Here is a 19262-nt window from a genome sequence, read left to right as displayed (position 1 = left end):
GGTTGGACCTGGAACTTCGGTTCCGGGTCCAACCCTTTTTTGTTGTGCGTCACCTGAAGTTCACGTTGCGCAACCAACATCCCCCACATGGGTACTGCTGCAATGCTCAGGGCCGCCGGCGTCGGAGTCGGTGACGAGGTTGTCGTACCGGCCTTCGGGAACGTCGAAGTCGCCGAAGCCGTGGTCCTGGCCGGGGCGCTGCCGGTGTTCGCGGACATAGATCCGGTCACCTACTGTCTGGACGCCGTCGCCGTCGAGGCGGTCGTCAACCCGCGGACGGCGGCCATCGTTGCCGTACACCGCTTTGGTCGGTCGGCCGATATCGCGCGGTTGCATGACATCGGGCAGCGGCATGGGCTGTTGGTGCTGGAGCAGGGGGAGTCCGAGGCTCCGTACGACGAGATCGCTCAGCGCAGGCAGCGGGCCTCCTACCTGGATACGAAGCTGAAGGGCGTGCACACACCCGATGGTGGCGACGGACACACCTACCAGCAGTACGTCGTCCGCGTGCCGGGGAACGGGCGGCCGGACCGTGATGCCTTCGCTCGGGCCGTGCGGGCGCGAGGAGTTGAGTGCCGGGTGCCGGTGAAGACGCCCGTGCATCGGCTGCCGGAGTTTCGGCGGTGCGTGTCTCTGCCGGCGACGGAGCGTGCCGCTGATGAAACGTTGGCGCTGCCTGTCGACGCCTCGCTGACGAAGCGGGACATGCAGCGGATCGTCTCTGCCTGCAATGCGCTCGGGGGACTGCTTCAGCCCGCCTTCTGAGGGAATTTGGGAGCACGGGCACGTTCAGGGTATGATCTATTCCGTTGCCGCGAGGGAAACTTCGCAAAAGGCAGCAGGCCCCTATAGCTCAGTCGGTAGAGCGTCTCCATGGTAAGGAGAAGGTCAACGGTTCGATTCCGTTTGGGGGCTCCACACAGAAGGCCCCGCCCATTCGGGCGGGGCCTTTCTCATGCCCTTCTTCCTGCCTCCGTCAGTCCTTGTGGATGCCGGGGACGCGCATCGCCAGGATCGCCATGTCGTCGGACGGGGCGTCGGAGGCGAAGCGTTCGACCGCGCGCATGATGCGGGCCGCCACCGCGCCGGCCGTGAGTCCCGTGCAGGTGGTGAGGACGTCGGTGAGGCCGTCGTCGCCCAACATGCGGCTGCCCTCGCGGCGTTCGGTGACACCGTCGGTCACGCACAGGAGGACGTCACCCGGGTCGAGGGTGACCGTCTGCTCGTAGAGCTCCAGGTCGTCCATGACGCCGAGCAGGGGCTGGGGCTCGGCGGCCGGCTCGACCGTGCCGTCCTGGCGCAGGCGCAGCGGGAGCGGGTGGCCGGCGCAGACCACCTTCAGCTCGGCGCTGCCGTCCTCCTGCGGCCTCAACTCGCCGTAGAGGAGCGTCAGGAAGCGGCTGCGGGCGCCCTCGTCGAGGATCGCGGAGTTCAGGCGCTCCAGCACCGCCGGGCCGCTGAGGCCTTCGCGAGCGAGGAGCCGGAGGGCGTGCCGGGCCAGGCCTGTCACCGCCGCCGCGTTCGGGCCCGTACCGCAGACGTCGCCGATGGCGAAGCCGTAGGCGCCGTCGCTGATCGGGAAGAGGTCGTAGAAGTCGCCGCCGACCTCGTTGCCCTCGCCGGCCGCGCGGTAGATGACCTCGACCTCGACGCCGTCGATCTCGGGGAGCTCGGGTGGCAGGAGGCTGCGTTGGAGGGACTGGCTGATGGCCGTGCGCTCGGAATAGAGGCGGGCGTTGTCCAGGGCCAGGGCGGCCCTTCGGGAGAGGTCCTCGGCCAGCTCCAGGATTTCCTGGCGGAAGTGTTCGTCCGTCGGCTTGCCGAGGGTCAGCATGCCGATGACCCGGTTGCGGGCCACCAGGGGCAGTACGACCGTCTCGCCACCAACGGCCGACGCGGTGGCCAGGGTGGGGCCGATGCCCGCGCTGATGCGGCCGATCGGCTCGCCCAGGCCCAAGCTGCGCATGGAGGTGCGCAGGGCCGCCTGGTGGGCGGATTCGGCGGGGGCCGACCAGACGCGTGCACCGGGGGTGGGTACCGGGTCCGGCGGGGGGATCTTCGAGAGCAACGACTTAATGCCGTCGATGAGTTCCTCGTCCTCATGCAGGACGTACGAGAGGTAGGGCTCCGAGGCCTGGTCGGCGATCGTGTAGACCGCGCACCAGGTGGCCAGGGTCGGCACCGTCATCTGGGCCATCAGGGCCAGGGTCTGGTCGCGGTCCAGGGTGCCGGCGAGGAGGTCGGAGGCCTCTACGAGGAAGCTGAGGGAGCCACGGCGCAGGCGTTCCAGTTCGCCGAGGCGGGCCGACTCGACCGCCAGTGCGATGCGGTCGGCGGCGAACTGCAGGCGCAGCGCCTCTTCGTTGGAGTACCGGTTCGGGGCCTCGGCGGCGACGCCCAGGGAGCCGGTGAGGCGTCCCTCGACCTTCAGGGGGACCGTGACGACCGAGCGCATACCCGTGCCGCTCAATAGGGGTACGGCGCCGGGGACCATCGTGAGGTCCTCGTGGACGGACGGCATGCGGGCCGAGCCGTAGCGGCCGGGGCCCGCTTCGACGGGCACGCGCGCGAAGCGCTGGCGGGCGGACGGCAGGCCGGTGGAGGCGCGGACCTCCAACTCCGTTTCGTCGTCGGTCGCCAGGAGCAGGAACGCGGAGTCGCCGTCGAGCATGTCGCGGGCGCGTTCCACCGTGCGCTGGAGGAGGCCGTCGAGGTCGTCCGGGGCCGGGGAGCCGATGAACACCTCGAACGGGTCGGTGCTCTGGGCGTCGGTGCCGGTGGTCGTGTCGGAGGCCGGGACGCGCAACGGGGTCTGCAGGACCGCGCGTTCGTGGTCGCGGACCAGGAGGCAGACCGTGGACGGTTCGCCGCCCGTGTCGCGGACGCGGAGGTGGGACGCGTAGACCGGGGTGACGCGGCCGTTGGCGCCCCTTATGCCGTAGCTGCCCTCCCAGCGGGAGAGCTGGAGCGCCTCCGCGATGCCCGTGCTGGTGCCCGGGGTGTGCGGCCAGGCCGCGAGGTCGGTCAGGGGCTTGCCGGTGACCTGCTCCGCCCCATAGCCGAAGAGATCCTCCGCGTCCTCGTTCCAGGACGAGATGGCGCCCGTACGGTCGATCTGGATCACCGCGACGCGGACGCGGCTGTCGGCGAGCGGGAGGAGGTCGGACGGCAGGGACGGGCCTGCGGCGCGGGTGCCCACCGGGCGTTCGGGGAGGTCGAGTTGGAACCAGACCTGCTTGTGGGTCGGGGTGTACTCGACGCCCCAGCGGCCGGACAGGGCCGCGCACAGCTGGAGGCCGCGGCCGCCCTCGCGGTCGGGGCTGCCCATGTTGACCGGGGAGCCCTGGAGGGGGATCTCGCGCTCCGGATACCGGTCGGCCACCTCGATCCGTACGCCGTCGTCACTGCGCAGACACAGGACGTCCGCGGACGTGCCGGCGTGCACCACGGCGTTGGTCACCAGTTCACTGGTGAGGACTACGGCGTCGTCGACGATGTCGGCGAAGCCCCAGCCCTGGAGGGTGTCGCGGACGAAGGAGCGGGCGCTCGCCACCGATCGCCCGACGGGATCGAAGCTGGCTGCCGCGCGCGCGGTGATCACAGAACTCCTCGTCCGGTTGTCGACGTGCAGGGCTCCGTGGCCGATCGGCTCGCGCCGCTGGTGCGGCATCTGCGCGTCCGTCGGCCGGTCCGGGGATGGTCCCCCCGGGATCAGTCCGGTGGTCATGTCCGGCTGCCCCTCCGATGCCCGCTCGTGCTCCTCCTGCCACCGCCCAGGCCGGACGGACCGGCGCGGCTGGACAGCCGCATGCAAGGTTACTTACCTTCGCCGTCCATGCGGATGCCGGTCTGCAGTGTTTCCGTCCAGAGGGTGTGCGGACGATGTGCGAAGCTGCCGAACTGTTATGGCCGGGTTCAGCCAGGGTGAAACACTGGGCAAGCTTCTTGTGAAGGTCCGGGCAGGCTGAGTGTCGTTCGCGTACCGCGGGCAGCAGCACGTGGTGTGGCCTGGTACATCCGGCAGGAATACCCAGTAGTAACGGGCACGCGGAGCAGTAGAACCCGAGCACAGCAGTAACGGTCGACCCCTGCGGGAGGGACACAGTGGAGTCTGGCGCAGCGACGCGGGGCACTAAAACGCGCGCGAAAGGCGGACAGTCCCTGAGGAACGAGCGCAAGACGCGTGGCGGGACCACCGCGGTGGACACGGCCGCCCTGAACCGGCTGCTGACGGCCCTGGTGTCGATGCGCGACGGGAACTTCCGGAAACGGCTCACGGTGTCCGGGGACGGCGTGATGTCCGAGATCGCCGCCGTCTTCAACGAGGTGGCCGACCGGAATCTCCACCTCACGGGTGAGTTGTCGCGGGTGCGACGCATGGTCGGGCGTGAGGGCAAGCTCACGGAACGGCTGGAGACGGGCGCCTGCGAGGGCTCCTGGGCCACCGCGGTCGACAACTCCAACGCGCTGGTCGACGACCTCGTACGGCCCGTCTCCGAGGTCAGCCGGGTGCTGTCCGCGGTGGCCGAGGGTGATCTGTCGCCGCGCATGGAGCTGCGGACGCAGGCGCCCGACGGGACCGGGCATCCGCTGCGGGGCGAGTTCCTCAAGGTCGGCCGGACTGTGAACAATCTTGTCGATCAGCTGTCCACGTTCACCGACGAGGTCACGCGGGTGGCCAGTGAGGTCGGTACCGAGGGCAAGCTCGGCGGGCAGGCACGCGTGCGTGGCATGTCGGGTTCATGGAAGGACCTCACGGACTCCGTCAACACGATGGCGTACCGGCTGACGGCCCAGGTGCGGGACATCGCGCTGGTGACCACGGCGGTCGCCAAGGGTGACCTGTCCAGGAAGGTCACGGTTCACGTGGCCGGCGAGATGCTGGAGCTCAAGAACACCGTCAACACGATGGTGGACCAGCTGTCGTCCTTCTCGTCCGAGGTGACGCGAGTCGCGCGCGAGGTGGGCACCGAGGGTGAGCTCGGCGGGCAGGCGCAGGTGCCGGGTGTGGCAGGTGTGTGGAAGGACCTCACCGATTCGGTGAACCTGATGGCCGGCAACCTGACCGCGCAGGTGCGAGGAATCGCACAGGTGACCACGGCGGTCGCCAACGGTGACCTGTCGCAGAAGGTGACCGTTTCGGCACGCGGCGAGGTCGCCCAGCTCGCGACCACGATCAACCAGATGACCGAGACGCTGCGGATCTTCGCCGACGAGGTCACGCGTGTCGCCAACGAGGTCGGCGCCGAGGGCCAGCTGGGCGGCCAGGCGAACGTGCCGGGCGCGGCGGGGACGTGGAAGGACCTGACGGACTCCGTCAACACCGTGTTCCGGAACCTCACCACTCAGGTGCGGGACATCGCCGCGGTGACGACGGCGGTGGCCAGCGGTGACCTGTCGCAGAAGGTCACGGTCGACGTGGCCGGCGAGATGCTGGAGCTGAAGAACACCGTCAACGGCATGGTCGACCAGCTGTCCGCGTTCGGTTCCGAGGTCACACGTGTCGCGCGTGAGGTCGGTGTCGAGGGTGAGCTCGGCGGCCAGGCGCAGGTGCCGGGTGCGGCGGGGACGTGGAAGGACCTGACGGACTCCGTCAACACGGCGTTCCGGAATCTCACCGGACAGGTGAGGAACATCGCCCAGGTGACCACGGCGGTGGCCAACGGTGACCTGTCGCAGAAGGTCACGGTGGACGTCTCCGGCGAGATGCTTCAGCTGAAGAACACCGTGAACACGATGGTGGACCAGCTGTCGTCCTTCGCCGACCAGGTCACGCGGATGGCCCGGGACGTGGGCACGGAGGGCCGTCTCGGCGGTCAGGCGGTCGTACCGGGCGTGTCGGGTACGTGGAAGGAACTCACCGACTCCGTCAACTTCATGGCCGGCAACCTCACCTCGCAGGTGCGCCAGATCGCCCAGGTGACCACGGCGGTGGCCCGGGGTGACCTCTCGCAGAAGATCGACGTCGACGCGCGCGGCGAGATCCTGGAGCTGAAGAACACCATCAACACGATGGTCGACCAGCTCTCCGGCTTCGCCGACCAGGTGACCCGGGTGGCCCGCGAGGTGGGCACCGAGGGGCGTCTCGGCGGGCAGGCGCAGGTGCCCGGCGTCGCCGGTGTGTGGCGGGACCTGACCGACTCCGTGAACGGAATGGCAGGAAACCTGACCGCCCAGGTCCGCAACATCGCGCAGGTCGCCACGGCGGTGGCCCGGGGTGACCTGTCGCAGAAGATCACCGTCGACGCGCGCGGCGAGATCCTGGAGCTGAAGAACACGCTGAACACGATGGTCGACCAGCTGTCGTCGTTCGCGGAGGAGGTCACCAGGGTCGCCCGTGAGGTGGGTACGGAGGGCCAGCTCGGTGGTCAGGCCGAGGTGCAGGGTGTCTCCGGCACCTGGAAGGACCTCACCCAGTCCGTGAACTTCATGGCGAACAACCTGACCATTCAGGTGCGCAACATCGCCGAGGTGACGACCGCGGTCGCCAAGGGCGACCTCTCGAAGAAGATCACTGTTGACGCGAAGGGCGAGATCCTTGAGCTCGTCACGACGGTCAACACCATGGTCGACCAGCTGTCCAGCTTCGCCGAGCAGGTGACCCGGGTGGCCCGTGAGGTGGGCACCGAGGGCATCCTGGGCGGCCAGGCGCACGTACCCGGTATCACGGGTATCTGGAAGGACCTCAGCGGCAACGTCAACCTGATGGCCAAGAACCTGACCATGCAGGTGCGGAACATCTCCCAGGTCGCGGCGGCCGTCGCCAACGGCGATCTGACACGGACGGTGACGATCGAGGCGCGCGGCGAGGTCGCGCAGCTCGCCGACACGTTCAACACCATGGTGAAGACGCTCAGTTCGTTCGCCGACCAGGTCACCAAGGTGGCCCGTGAGGTGGGTACGGACGGCATCCTCGGTGGTCAGGCGCATGTGCCGGGTGTGGCCGGTACGTGGAAGGACCTCACCGAGTCCGTGAACCAGATGGCGTCCAACCTGACCGGTCAGGTGCGCAACATCGCCATGGTCACGACCGCCATCGCCAAGGGTGACCTGACCAAGAAGATCGACATTGACGCTCGCGGCGAGATCCTCGAACTCAAGACGACGATCAACACGATGGTCGACCAGCTGTCGTCCTTCGCCGAGGAGGTCACCCGAGTCGCCCGCGAGGTGGGCACGGAGGGACAGCTCGGCGGTCAGGCACGCGTGCGTGACGTCGACGGAACCTGGCGCGACCTCACCGAGTCCGTGAACGAAATGGCAGGGAACCTCACCCGGCAGGTGCGTGCCATCGCGCGCGTGGCGACCGCGGTGACCCGCGGTGACCTGAACCTGAAGATCGACGTCGACGCGTCCGGCGAGATCCAGGAGCTCCAGGACTACATCAACAAGATGATCGCCAACCTGCGCGACACCACGATCGCCAACAAGGAGCAGGACTGGCTCAAGGGCAACCTGGCCCGGATCTCGGCCCTGATGCAGGGTCGCCGGGACCTGGAGGACGTGGCCTCGCTGATCATGAGCGAGCTGACTCCGGTGGTGACCGCGCAGCACGGCGCGTTCTTCGTCGCCATGCCGCTCCTCGACGGCAAGGACCTGGCCAACGAGAACGACGATCAGTACGAGCTGAGGATGCTCGGGTCGTACGGCTACTCGATGGGGTCCATGCCGACGTCCTTCCGGCCGGGTGAGGCGCTCATCGGGACGGCGGCCGAGGAGAAGCGCACGATCCTCGTGGAGAACGCGCCCAGTGGCTATCTGAAGATCTCCTCGGGGCTCGGGGAGGCGCCTCCCGCGCAGGTGATCGTCCTTCCGGTGTTGTTCGAGGGCAAGGTGCTCGGCGTGATCGAGCTGGCCTCCTTCACGCCGTTCACGCAGATCCAGAAGGACTTCCTGAACCAGATCGCCGAGATGATCGCGACCAGCGTCAACACGATCTCGGTCAACACCAAGACCGAGGTGCTGCTGAAGCAGTCGCAGGAGCTGACCGAGCAACTGCGAGAGCGCTCGGCCGAGTTGGAGAACCGGCAGAAGGCCCTCCAGGCGTCCAACGCCGAGCTGGAGGAGAAGGCCGAGCTGCTGGCCCAGCAGAACCGCGACATCGAGGTGAAGAACACCGAGATCGAGGAGGCGCGGCAGGTCCTGGAGGAGCGTGCCGAGCAGCTCGCCGTCTCGATGCGCTACAAGAGCGAGTTCCTCGCCAACATGTCGCACGAGCTGCGTACGCCGCTGAACTCGCTGCTGATCCTGGCCAAGCTGCTCGCAGACAACGCGGAGGGCAACCTCTCGCCGAAGCAGGTCGAGTTCGCCGAGACCATCCACGGCGCAGGTTCCGACCTGCTCCAGCTGATCAACGACATCCTCGACCTGTCGAAGGTCGAGGCGGGCAAGATGGACGTCTCCCCGACGCGCATCGCGCTCGTCCAGCTCGTGGACTACGTGGAGGCCACCTTCCGGCCACTGACCGCGGAGAAGGGCCTGGACCTGTCCGTACGGGTCTCCCCGGAGCTGCCGGCCACGCTGCACACCGACGAACAGCGGCTGCTGCAGGTGCTGCGGAACCTGCTGTCGAACGCGGTGAAGTTCACCGACTCCGGCTCGGTCGAGCTGGTCATCAGGCCCGCCGGGATGGACGTGCCCCAGGTCATCCGGGAGCAGCTGCTGGAGACCGGGTCGCTGGCCGAGGTGGACGCGCCGCTGATCGCGTTCTCGGTGACCGACACCGGCATCGGGATCGCGGCCAGCAAGATGCGGGTGATCTTCGAGGCGTTCAAGCAGGCGGACGGCACGACCAGCCGCAAGTACGGCGGTACGGGGCTGGGGCTGTCGATCTCGCGGGAGATCGCCCAGCTGCTCGGCGGGGAGATCCACGCGCAGAGCGAGCCGGGACGCGGATCGACGTTCACGCTGTATTTGCCGCTGCACCCCAGCGAACTGCCTCCGCACGGATACCAGCAGCAGTTGCCGCCGCTCGACGCGGGCGCCCTGGTGGCCTCCGCGGCCGATCTGTCGGAGCTGTCCGACGTGGAGATCGAGACGCCGGCCGAGGTCCGGTCGTACCGGGAGACGCAGAACGGCGCCGCCGCGCTCTTCAGGCGCCGCCGCCGGGCCGCGTCCGAGCTGGAGCAGCGGCCGACGCAGCAGGAGCAGTGGACCTCGGCGGAGCAGGACGTGGCGCCGCAGCCGCTCCGGGGCATCCGGTTCGGCGGTGAGAAGGTGCTGATCGTCGACGACGACATCCGCAACGTCTTCGCGCTGACCAGTGTCCTGGAGCAGCACGGCCTGTCCGTGCTGTACGCCGAGAACGGCCGGGAGGGCATCGAGGTCCTGGAGCAGCACGACGACGTGGCGGTCGTGCTGATGGACATCATGATGCCGGAGATGGACGGATACGCTACGACCACGGCGATCCGCAGGATGCCGCAGTTCGCAGGGCTCCCGATCATCGCGCTGACGGCCAAGGCGATGAAGGGCGACCGGGAGAAGGCGATCGAGTCGGGCGCTTCCGACTACGTCACCAAGCCGGTCGATCCTGATCATCTGCTGGCGGTGATGAACCAGTGGATGAGGGATCAGTGACGGGAAGCGACAGTGTTCACGCGGAGTTGCTGACTCAGTGTGCTCGCGGCCGTGTAGAAGTGCGGTATTCGGGGAACCTTCTGGTCTCCTGCTGCGTTTCTGCTACGTGCACAGTGACATCGCGGTGACAGGGTGTGGCGACAGGCGGGGTGCGGCTACCATGACCGGCACGAGGACGGGCGGCGTAAGGGAGTCGTCCCCTGGGGCGGAGCCCGGTGCACTGCCGGGGCGAGGAGGGCGGGCCATGGTGCAGAAGGCCAAGATCCTCCTGGTCGATGACCGGCCGGAGAATCTGCTGGCGCTGGAGGCGATCCTCTCTGCGCTCGATCAGACCCTGGTGCGGGCATCGTCCGGGGAGGAAGCGCTCAAGGCACTTCTGACAGACGACTTCGCGGTCATTCTGCTGGACGTCCAGATGCCGGGAATGGACGGTTTCGAAACCGCGGCGCACATCAAGCGGCGGGAGCGGACCAGGGACATCCCGATCATCTTCCTCACCGCGATCAATCACGGCCCGCATCACACCTTCCGCGGCTACGCGGCGGGCGCGGTGGACTACATCTCCAAGCCGTTCGACCCGTGGGTGCTGCGGGCGAAGGTCTCCGTGTTCGTCGAGCTGTACATGAAGAACTGCCAGCTGCGTGAGCAGGCGGCGCTGCTGCGGCTCCAGTTGGAGGGCGGCGGCAAGACCGCGGGCGCCGACTCCAAGGAGCCGGCGGGTCTGCTGGCCGAGCTGTCGGCCCGGCTCGCCGCGGTCGAGGAGCAGGCCGAGGCGCTCTCCAAACAGCTGGACGACGAGTCCGCGGACGCGGCGGCGGTGGCCACCGCCGCCCATCTCGAACGCAAACTCACGGGACTGCGGCGGGCGCTGGACGCGCTGGAGCCGGGCACCGGGAGCACGTCGTCGGTGTCCTCGCAGAACTGACCTCTCGACGGCGCCGGTTGGCGGGCGGGCGGCCCGGCCGTCCTGGGCGTGAGCGGCCCGTGAACCGGCGTCAGTTCACCGCCTCCGCAAGGGCGACACGAACGGGTGAAGCAGTGGGCGCACGTGTCCACTGTCTTCTTCACCGGTAACCTCGCCTCCATGGCCTCACGTTCCTCCGCAGCCAAAAAGCCGCCCGCGAAGAAGGCGGCCGCTTCGGCGAAGGCTCCGGCGAAGAAGGCCGCCGCCAAGAAAGCACCCGCGAAGAAGGCGCCGGCCAAGAAGGCCGCGGCGAAGAAAGCCGCGCCGCCGAAGCCCGCGCCCAACCCCACCGGGGGTATCTACCGGCTCGTGCGCGCCGTCTGGCTCGGGCTCGCGCATGCCGTCGGCGCGGTGTTCCGCGGCATAGGGCAGGGCGCGAAGAACCTCGACCCCGCCCATCGCAAGGACGGCATCGCGCTGTTGCTGCTCGGCCTCGCGCTGATCGTCGCCGCCGGCACCTGGTCCAACCTGCGCGGCCCCGTCGGCGACCTCGTCGAGATCATCGTGACCGGCGCCTTCGGCCGGCTCGACCTGCTGGTGCCGATACTGCTCGCGGTCATTGCCGTGCGGTTCATCCGGCACCCCGAGAAGCCCGAGGCCAACGGCCGTATCGTCATCGGCCTGTCCGCGCTCGTCATCGGTGTGCTCGGCCAGGTCCACATCGCCGTCGGCTCGCCCGCCCGCAGCGCCGGCATGCAGGCCATAAGGGACGCCGGCGGGCTGATCGGCTGGGGTGCGGCGACTCCGCTGACGTACACCATGGGCGAGGTCCTCGCCGTACCGCTGCTGGTGCTGCTCACGATCTTCGGTCTGCTGGTCGTCACGGCCACCCCGGTCAACGCCATTCCGCAGCGGCTGCGGCAGTTGGGCGTGAGGCTCGGCATCCTGCCCGACCCCGACGAGGGCGAGGAGTACAGCGAGGACGAGCAGCGCTACGACGACCAGTGGCGTGAGGCGCTGCCCGCGTCGCGCGGCCGCAAGCGGGGTCCGGCGCCTGAGGCGTACGACCCCGACGGCGCCGAGCAGGAGGCCCTCTCGCGGCGTCGCGGGCGTCCGAGGCGCTCCGCGGTGCCGCAGCCCGAGATGGGCCGTCCCATGGACGCTGTGGACGTCGCGGCGGCCGCCGCCGCGGCACTCGACGGCGCCGTCATGCACGGGATGCCGCCCTCGCCGATCGTCGCCGACCTCACCCAGGGCGTCAGCGTCGGCGACCGCGAGGAGACCACGCCGGTGCCGACGCCGGTCCCGGCCGCGCGGCCCAAGCAGGAGAAGCTGCCCAAGACCGAGGTTCCGGACAACACCAAGTCCGGGGTCCCCGACCTCACCAAGTCCGCGCCCGAGGAGGTCCGCGACCTGCCTCCGCGCGCCGAACAGCTCCAGCTGTCCGGCGACATCACCTACTCGCTCCCGTCGCTCGACCTCCTGGAGCGCGGCGGCCCGGGCAAGTCGCGCAGTGCCGCCAACGACGCCGTCGTCGAGTCGCTCACCACGGTCTTCTCCGAGTTCAAGGTCGACGCCCGCGTCACCGGCTTCACGCGCGGGCCGACGGTCACGCGCTACGAGGTCGAGCTCGGGCCCGCCGTGAAGGTCGAGCGGATCACCGCGCTCACCAAGAACATCGCGTACGCAGTCGCCAGCCCGGACGTGCGGATCATCAGCCCGATCCCCGGCAAGTCCGCGGTCGGCATCGAGATCCCCAACACCGACCGCGAGATGGTCAACCTCGGTGACGTGCTGCGCCTGGCGGCCGCCGCCGAGGACGACCATCCGATGCTGGTCGCGCTCGGCAAGGACGTCGAGGGCGGCTATGTGATGGCCAACATCGCGAAGATGCCCCATGTGCTGGTGGCCGGTGCGACCGGTTCCGGTAAGTCGTCGTGCATTAACTGCTTGATCACTTCGGTGATGATGCGGGCGACCCCCGAGGACGTCCGCATGGTCCTCGTCGACCCCAAGCGCGTCGAGCTGACCGCCTACGAGGGCATTCCGCACCTGATCACGCCGATCATCACCAACCCGAAGCGGGCCGCCGAGGCGCTCCAGTGGGTCGTACGCGAGATGGATCTTCGCTACGACGATCTGGCCGCGTACGGCTATCGGCACATCGACGACTTCAACGAAGCCGTACGCAACGGCAAGGTGAAGGCGCCGGAGGGCAGTGAGCGCGAGCTTCAGCCCTACCCGTACCTGCTGGTGATCGTCGACGAGCTCGCCGACTTGATGATGGTCGCGCCGCGTGACGTCGAGGACGCGATCGTGCGTATCACGCAGCTCGCGCGTGCGGCGGGCATCCACCTGGTGCTCGCCACGCAGCGGCCGTCGGTCGACGTCGTCACCGGCCTGATCAAGGCGAACGTCCCCTCACGGCTTGCCTTCGCCACGTCGTCGCTCGCCGACTCACGCGTCATCCTCGACCAGCCCGGCGCCGAGAAGCTGATCGGCAAGGGCGACGGACTGTTCCTGCCCATGGGGGCGAACAAGCCGACGCGTATGCAGGGCGCGTTCGTGACCGAGGAGGAGGTCGCGGCGGTCGTCCAGCACTGCAAGGACCAGATGACGCCGGTCTTCCGGGAGGACGTCGTCGTAGGGACCAAGCAGAAGAAGGAGATCGACGAGGAGATCGGCGACGATCTCGACCTGCTGTGCCAGGCGGCCGAGCTGGTGGTCTCCACGCAGTTCGGGTCGACGTCGATGCTGCAGCGCAAGCTGCGGGTCGGGTTCGCCAAGGCCGGGCGGTTGATGGACCTCATGGAGTCGCGGGGCATCGTCGGGCCCAGTGAGGGCTCCAAGGCTCGTGACGTTCTTGTGAAACCTGATGAGCTGGACGGAGTGCTTGCCGTGATCCGCGGGGAGGCTTAAAGGGAGTCCGGGGCGGAAACGGACGTGGTGGTCGCCTGGTGGCCGGGTGGGTGATGCGTCGATGTCGGATCGTGACTCACCCGTAAGGGATCATTGAGCAACCGTTCCCCTTCGGCGTACGTCAAGTTGAGGGAAGCGACAATCTCGTGCCCCACCATCAGCGTGTCCGGCCATTCTGATGGCGTATAAAGTCCCACCGCCCGGTTGCCCCACCCTTTCGTACCCCCCCTAGACTGAACCTCCAGCACAGGTGGCTTAAACGCTCGAAAGGCGCCCCCGTGTCCATCGGCAACTCCCCTGAAGACGAGCGTCCGTTCGAAGACGTGTCCGAGGAAGCCCGCCCCTCGATCGGCCGTGCACTCCAGCAGGCACGTATCGACGCCGGGCTGACCGTCGACGACGTCAGCAGCGCCACCCGGGTCCGCATCGCCATCGTGCATGCCATCGAGGCGGACGACTTCGCTCCCTGCGGGGGCGACGTGTACGCCAGAGGCCACATCCGGACCCTGGCCAAGGCCGTCCACGTCGATCCGGCTGCACTTCTCGCCCAGTACGACGCCTCGCACGGCGGACGACCGGCGCCGACGCCGGCTGCCCCGCTGTTCGAGGCGGAACGCATCCGTCCTGAACGACGGGGGCCCAACTGGACCGCGGCCATGGTCGCCGCGATCGTCGCGGTGATCGGGTTCGTCGGGTTCACCGCGTTCAAGGGTGATGACGGGGGCGGTAAGTCGTCGGTCGCCGAGGGCGGCTCCACGCCGACCGCCGGCAAGACCACGCCCACCCCGAAGACCGACAAGCCCAAGGACCCGAAGCCGGAGCCGTCGGACAGCGCCATCGCAGCCGTCCCGCAGGACAAGGTGACCGTCCAGGTCACCGCCGTTGACGGCAGGAGCTGGGTCGGGGTCAAGGACCACAACGGTCGGCTGCTCTTCGACGACCTGCTCAAGCAGGGCGACTCCAAGACCTTCCAGGACAGCGAGAAGATCAACCTCGTCCTCGGTGACGCGGGTGCGATCGACCTGTATGTCAACGGCAAGAAGATCGATGACGACTGGCAGCCGGGCGCCGTGGAGCGCCTCACATACACGAAGGGCGACCCGCAGGCCGGATAAGTCCGGCTGAAGGGGTGAGCTGAGGACGGGGTTGGCCAAGATCGGCCAACCCCGTCGACGTGGGGTGTCAGTGAGACAAAGTAGTCTTGAGCCCATGCCTGAACGCCGTACCGTCGCACTCGTCACTCTTGGCTGCGCCCGTAACGAGGTGGACTCGGAGGAGCTCGCAGGCCGTTTGGAGGCGGACGGCTGGGATCTCGTCGAGGACGCCGAGGACGCGGATGTCGCCGTGGTCAACACGTGCGGCTTCGTCGACGCCGCCAAGAAGGACTCCGTCGACGCGCTCCTGGAGGCCAACGATCTCAAGGGCCATGGAAGAACCCAGGCCGTCGTGGCGGTGGGCTGCATGGCCGAGCGGTACGGCAAGGAGCTCGCGGAGGCTCTTCCCGAGGCCGACGGCGTGCTCGGCTTCGACGACTACTCGAACATCTCGGACCGCCTCCAGACCATCCTGAACGGCGGCATCCACGCCGCGCACACCCCGCGTGACCGGCGCAAGCTGCTGCCGATCAGCCCCGCCGAGCGGCAGGAGTCCGCGGCCGACGTCGCGCTGCCCGGGCACGCCCCGGTGGACCTGCCGGAGGGCCTCGCGCCCGCCTCGGGCCCGCGTGCGCCCCTGCGCCGCCGCCTCGACGGCTCCCCGGTCGCCTCGGTGAAGCTCGCCTCCGGCTGCGACCGGCGCTGCTCCTTCTGCGCCATCCCGTCCTTCCGCGGCTCCTTCATCTCGCGCCGGCCCAGCGACGTGCTGAACGAGACGCGCTGGCTGGCCGAACAGGGCGTGAAGGAGATCATGCTGGTCTCCGAGAACAACACCTCGTACGGCAAGGACCTCGGCGACATCCGGCTGCTGGAGTCCCTGCTGCCGGAGCTGGCGGAGGTCGACGGCATCGAGCGTGTACGTGTCAGCTACCTCCAGCCGGCCGAGATGCGGCCCGGGCTGATCGACGTACTGACGTCCACGCCCAAGGTGGCGCCCTACTTCGACCTCTCCTTCCAGCACTCCGCTCCCGACGTGCTGCGCGCGATGCGCCGCTTCGGCGACACCGACCGCTTCCTGGAGCTGCTCGACACCATCCGCAGCAAGGCCCCCCAGGCCGGCGTGCGCTCCAACTTCATCGTGGGCTTCCCCGGCGAGACCGAGGCCGACCTGGCGGAGCTGGAGCGCTTCCTGAACGGCGCGCGGCTGGACGCCATCGGTGTCTTCGGCTACTCCGACGAGGACGGCACGGAGGCTGCGACGTACGACAACAAGCTCGACGAGGACGTCGTCGCCGAGCGGCTGGCGCATGTCTCACGGCTGGCCGAGGAGCTCGTCTCGCAACGCGCCGAGGAGCGCCTCGGGGAGACCGTGCAGGTGCTCGTCGAGGCGGTCGGCGCCGAGGACCCGACGGAGGGCGCGTACGGCCGTGGCGCGCACCAGGCGCCGGAGACGGACGGCCAGGTGCTGCTCACGAGCGGCGCGGGGCTGAGCATCGGTCGTATGGTCGAGGCGAAGGTGGTCGGTACGGAAGGTGTCGACCTGGTGGCCGAGCCGCTGCAGGGCACGCTCGCGTGTAGTGAGGAGGCGGGCAGATGACCGGAGTTCCGGCGTCCGCCGCAGGTGGCGCCTCCCCGGCGGGTGCGCCGGGCAAGGCGAGTGCGGTGGGTGCGGCCAAGGGCGGTGGCGGTGGCCCGAAGGCGGGCGGCGGCGCGGAAGCCGGCGTCCCGGGCGGTGCGAAGCCCGCGCGCGGCGGGAAGATCGCGGCCGCGGCCGTCAACCAGGCCAGCGTCTGGAACATCGCCAACCTGCTGACCATGCTCCGGCTGGTCCTCGTGCCCGCCTTCGTCGCGCTGATGCTGGCCGACGGCGGATACGACCCGGCGTGGCGCTCGCTCGCCTGGGCGGCCTTCGCCATCGCCATGATCACCGACCTGTTCGACGGTCATCTGGCGCGGGCCTACGACCTCGTCACCGACTTCGGGAAGATCGCCGACCCCATCGCCGACAAGGCGATCATGGGAGCGGCGCTGATCTGTCTGTCCGCGCTGGGCGATCTGCCGTGGTGGGTGACGGCCGTCATCCTCGGCCGGGAACTCGGCATCACTCTGCTGCGTTTCCTGGTTATCCGGTACGGCGTGATCCCGGCGAGCCGGGGCGGCAAGCTCAAGACCCTCACGCAGGGCGTGGCCGTCGGGATGTACATCCTGGCGCTGACGGGGTGGCTGGCCACTCTGAGGTTCTGGGTGATGGCTGCGGCGGTCGTCCTGACCGTGGTGACCGGGCTCGACTATGTGAGACAAGCCATTGTGCTGCGCAGGCAGGGAATCGCCGAGCGCAAGGCGGCGTTGGAGGAGACGGAAGCGTGAGTTCCACGGCCGCCGACGTGGTGCGACTACTCACAGTGAAGGGTGAGACGCTCGCGGTCGCCGAGTCGCTCACGGGCGGCCTGGTTGCGGCGGAAGTCACAGCCGCCCCTGGGGCCTCCAAGGCGTTCAGGGGCTCGGTGATCGCCTACGCCACCGAGCTGAAGCACGAGCTGCTCGGGGTCGACGCCACCCTACTGGCGCAGCGCGGAGCGGTGAATCCGCAGGTGGCAGCCCAGATGGCGGTCGGCGTGCGGAAGGCTCTGGGGGCCGACTGGGGGCTCGCGACGACCGGCGTCGCAGGGCCCGAGACGCAGGACGGACAGCCCGTAGGGACGGTTTTCATCGCCGTGTCCGGGCCTTTCGGACCCGGTTCCGGTTCTGCCGGTGGCGGAAAAGTGGAGGCCCTGCGGTTGAACGGCGACCGCGCGGAAATTCGTATGGAGAGTGTACGGAGCGTACTCGCACTGCTCCTGAAGGAGCTTGCGAGCGAACACACTGGGAATGAGCGGACACAGGATACGGAACAGAACGGGGGGTTTTGATGTTTGCAGCCCTTAGTGAACACGACATCGCTCCCCGCACGGCCGCGGCGCAAGGCGGTACGGTGGGGCGTGAAGGATGCGGCTACGCGGTCCGAGGAGGGAGCCACCGATGATTCTGCTCCGTCGCCTGCTGGGTGACGTGCTGCGTCGGCAGCGCCAGCGCCAGGGCCGTACTCTGCGCGAAGTCTCCTCGTCCGCCCGAGTTTCACTCGGCTATCTCTCCGAGGTGGAGCGGGGGCAGAAGGAGGCTTCCTCCGAACTGCTCGCCGCGATCTGCGACGCGCTGGACGTACGGATGTCCGAGCTCATGCGGGAAGTGAGCGACGAGCTCGCCCTCGCCGAGCTGGCCCAGTCTGCTGCGGCCACACCCAGCGAGCCTGTACCGGCGTCGGTCCGTCCGATGCTGGGTTCTGTGTCGGTGACCGGTGTGCCACCGGAACGGGTGACCATCAAGGCGCCTTCCGAGGCGGTGGACGTGGTCGCCGCGTGACGGTGACGCCGGTGCGCATGGGCTGACCATGCGCTGAGGAGTTGTGTGAGACCCCGGCCGGGGCTTCTCCAGGGGACCACCTGGGGGAGTGCGGCCGGGGTTTCGCGCTGTGTGAGGTCTTCCGGGGCCCGTCCGACATACCGGTCCTTCGACGTCCGGGGCCTTCGAGGTCCGTTTGCCGGGGCGGGGTGTGAAGGCCATCGTGGAGGAGTGTGACGGCGCCTGACGCGCTGTGACGACGTTGGCCCGCGCTGCACCTGTGTGCCGTTGGTGCGCCCTCCCCGGCGGGTGAACGGGCGGCCTAGCCTCGGGCTGGAGGTGGGTGAATGGCACGGCCGATAGCGCGCTGGGGGGCGATCCTCGCGTTCGGGGCGCTGTGGTGGTGGGCCGTGCTGCGGCTCGCGCTGGTGCCGGACGCCGGGGTGCTGGAGGGGGCCGTCGCCGCCGGAGGATGGGGGCTGAGCCTGTTGCCGGTGCACTGTGTGGCGAAGGCGCGGGCTGTGGGAGCCGTCGAGCCACGGCGCTGGGTGGAGGCCTGGCGGGCGGGGCGGGCAGGACGGCCGACGCCGGCTACCAAGGCATCGCCACACCGCCGTTCGGACGCAGGATCTGGCCCGTGGTGAAGGACGACGCGTCGGACGCCAGGTGCAGCACCGCGTGTGCGATGTCCTCCGGTTCGCCGACGCGGCCCAGCGGTGACATCCGGGCCATCAGCGCCTCGGTGTGGGTCTGTGCCGCGGTGTCGTGGCGGTCGGTCATGGGGGTGCGGATCCAGCCCGGGGCGACCGCGTTGACGCGGATGCCGTGCGGCCCCATCTCCGTCGCCAGCGTCTTCGTCAGCTGTACGACGGCCGCCTTGGCCGCGCCGTAGCAGAGCAGGCCGGGGCCGCCGGTGTCGACGGCGCCCGAGGCCATGGTGATGATGCTGCCCCTGATGCGCCGGGCGAGCATCGCGCGGGCCGCCTCCTGGCAGGCGTACAGCACTCCCTTGAAGTTGACGTTCAGTACCCGGTCGAGGTCTTCGTCACGGGTCTCCAGGACCGGGCTGCTGTGCATGATCCCGGCGACCGCGGCCATCACGTCCAGCCGCTCGCAGGATGCGACGGCCCGGTGGAGCTGGTCGCGGTCGGTGACGTCGAGGTGATGGGTGTGGGCGGTGCCACTGCTCGCCTTGATCAGGGTCGCCGTGTCATGCAGTCCCTGTGCGTCATGGTCGGCACAGTGCACGGCAGCGCCGGCCTCGGCGAGCAGGACGGCCGAGGCGCGCCCGATACCGCTGGCGGCGCCCGTGACGAATGCGGTGCGTCCGGTGAGGTCGTACGCCTTGACGGCCATGAAGGGACGGTACGAGGAGTTCTGACGGATCG

Annotated in this window: 12 protein-coding genes and 1 tRNA gene; 11 read left to right on the top strand and 2 right to left on the bottom strand. The window is 68.9% G+C overall.

The window, feature by feature from the left end; translation table 11 throughout:
• The first annotated feature begins 102 nt into the window (after window positions 1-102).
• Both POF73_RS36400 and POF73_RS36395 read left to right on the top strand, forming a co-directional pair.
• Window positions 103-765 (top strand): DegT/DnrJ/EryC1/StrS family aminotransferase, encoded by a 663-nt coding sequence (locus tag POF73_RS36400; RefSeq protein ID WP_272123494.1) that lies wholly within the window; start codon window positions 103-105, stop codon window positions 763-765.
• 77 nt (window positions 766-842) lie between these two features.
• Window positions 843-918, top strand: a tRNA-Thr gene (locus POF73_RS36395).
• A 58-nt stretch (window positions 919-976) separates the two neighbouring features.
• Here POF73_RS36395 and POF73_RS36390 read toward each other — a convergent pair.
• Window positions 977-3727: a SpoIIE family protein phosphatase gene (locus POF73_RS36390; RefSeq protein WP_272123487.1), complete on the bottom strand. Its 2751-nt coding sequence runs from the start codon at window positions 3725-3727 to the stop codon at window positions 977-979.
• 377 nt (window positions 3728-4104) lie between these two features.
• Between POF73_RS36390 and POF73_RS36385 the strand changes: the two genes are divergently transcribed.
• The 9 genes from POF73_RS36385 to POF73_RS36345 all read left to right on the top strand — a co-directional run bounded on the left by POF73_RS36385 (window position 4105) and on the right by POF73_RS36345 (window position 18518).
• Window positions 4105-9579 carry a HAMP domain-containing protein gene (locus POF73_RS36385; protein ID WP_272123485.1) on the top strand — a complete coding sequence of 1825 codons (5475 nt, stop codon included), beginning with the start codon at window positions 4105-4107 and terminating at the stop codon, window positions 9577-9579.
• Between the two features lie 244 nt (window positions 9580-9823).
• Window positions 9824-10504: a response regulator gene (locus tag POF73_RS36380; protein ID WP_272123483.1), complete on the top strand. Its 681-nt coding sequence runs from the start codon at window positions 9824-9826 to the stop codon at window positions 10502-10504.
• A 159-nt stretch (window positions 10505-10663) separates the two neighbouring features.
• Window positions 10664-13402 (top strand): DNA translocase FtsK, encoded by a 2739-nt coding sequence (locus POF73_RS36375; protein WP_272123481.1) that lies wholly within the window; start codon window positions 10664-10666, stop codon window positions 13400-13402.
• 278 nt (window positions 13403-13680) lie between these two features.
• Entirely contained in the window at window positions 13681-14517 is an 837-nt protein-coding gene (locus POF73_RS36370) for a helix-turn-helix domain-containing protein (RefSeq protein WP_272123478.1), read from the top strand.
• A gap of 94 nt (window positions 14518-14611) precedes the next feature.
• A complete protein-coding gene (gene rimO, locus POF73_RS36365; RefSeq protein ID WP_272123476.1) occupies window positions 14612-16093 on the top strand; it encodes a 30S ribosomal protein S12 methylthiotransferase RimO in 1482 nt (493 codons plus the stop codon).
• The gene (gene pgsA, locus POF73_RS36360; RefSeq protein ID WP_272123475.1) at window positions 16090-16863 is read left to right on the top strand and encodes a CDP-diacylglycerol--glycerol-3-phosphate 3-phosphatidyltransferase; all 774 of its coding nucleotides are present in this window, start codon (window positions 16090-16092) and stop codon (window positions 16861-16863) included. The genes rimO and pgsA overlap by 4 nt, the downstream gene beginning before the upstream one ends.
• A complete protein-coding gene (locus POF73_RS36355) occupies window positions 16860-17405 on the top strand; it encodes a CinA family protein (protein WP_272123473.1) in 546 nt (181 codons plus the stop codon). The genes pgsA and POF73_RS36355 overlap by 4 nt, the downstream gene beginning before the upstream one ends.
• Before the next feature lie 109 nt (window positions 17406-17514).
• Complete coding sequence (locus POF73_RS36350; protein WP_030046881.1) at window positions 17515-17895, top strand: helix-turn-helix domain-containing protein; 381 nt, start codon at window positions 17515-17517, stop codon at window positions 17893-17895.
• 326 nt (window positions 17896-18221) lie between these two features.
• A complete protein-coding gene (locus POF73_RS36345) occupies window positions 18222-18518 on the top strand; it encodes a hypothetical protein (protein ID WP_272123472.1) in 297 nt (98 codons plus the stop codon).
• Here the strand turns inward: POF73_RS36345 and POF73_RS36340 are convergent.
• On the bottom strand, window positions 18466-19230 hold the full coding sequence (locus POF73_RS36340) for an SDR family NAD(P)-dependent oxidoreductase (RefSeq protein ID WP_272123471.1): 765 nt from the start codon (window positions 19228-19230) through the stop codon (window positions 18466-18468). The genes POF73_RS36345 and POF73_RS36340 overlap by 53 nt on opposite strands.
• Window positions 19231-19262 lie beyond the last annotated feature (32 nt).

This window comes from Streptomyces sp. HD, from assembly GCF_028369295.1.
GTDB lineage: Bacteria > Actinomycetota > Actinomycetes > Streptomycetales > Streptomycetaceae > Streptomyces.
Note: the sequence above shows the minus strand (reverse complement) of the source record. Positions and strands in the feature narration are given on the sequence as shown.

Bases quoted from the DNA above. Each gene is read 5' to 3' on its own strand.
- POF73_RS36380 (WP_272123483.1), top strand. From the start codon at position 9,824: ATGGTGCAGAAGGCCAAGATCCTCCTGGTCGATGACCGGCCGGAGAAT.
- POF73_RS36350 (WP_030046881.1), top strand. From the start codon at position 17,515: ATGATTCTGCTCCGTCGCCTGCTGGGTGACGTGCTGCGTCGGCAGCGC.
- POF73_RS36375 (WP_272123481.1), top strand. From the start codon at position 10,664: ATGGCCTCACGTTCCTCCGCAGCCAAAAAGCCGCCCGCGAAGAAGGCG.
- POF73_RS36400 (WP_272123494.1), top strand. From the start codon at position 103: ATGCTCAGGGCCGCCGGCGTCGGAGTCGGTGACGAGGTTGTCGTACCG.
- pgsA (WP_272123475.1), top strand. From the start codon at position 16,090: ATGACCGGAGTTCCGGCGTCCGCCGCAGGTGGCGCCTCCCCGGCGGGT.
- POF73_RS36340 (WP_272123471.1), bottom strand. From the start codon at position 19,230: ATGGCCGTCAAGGCGTACGACCTCACCGGACGCACCGCATTCGTCACG.
- rimO (WP_272123476.1), top strand. From the start codon at position 14,612: ATGCCTGAACGCCGTACCGTCGCACTCGTCACTCTTGGCTGCGCCCGT.
- POF73_RS36345 (WP_272123472.1), top strand. From the start codon at position 18,222: ATGGCACGGCCGATAGCGCGCTGGGGGGCGATCCTCGCGTTCGGGGCG.
- POF73_RS36390 (WP_272123487.1), bottom strand. From the start codon at position 3,727: ATGACCACCGGACTGATCCCGGGGGGACCATCCCCGGACCGGCCGACG.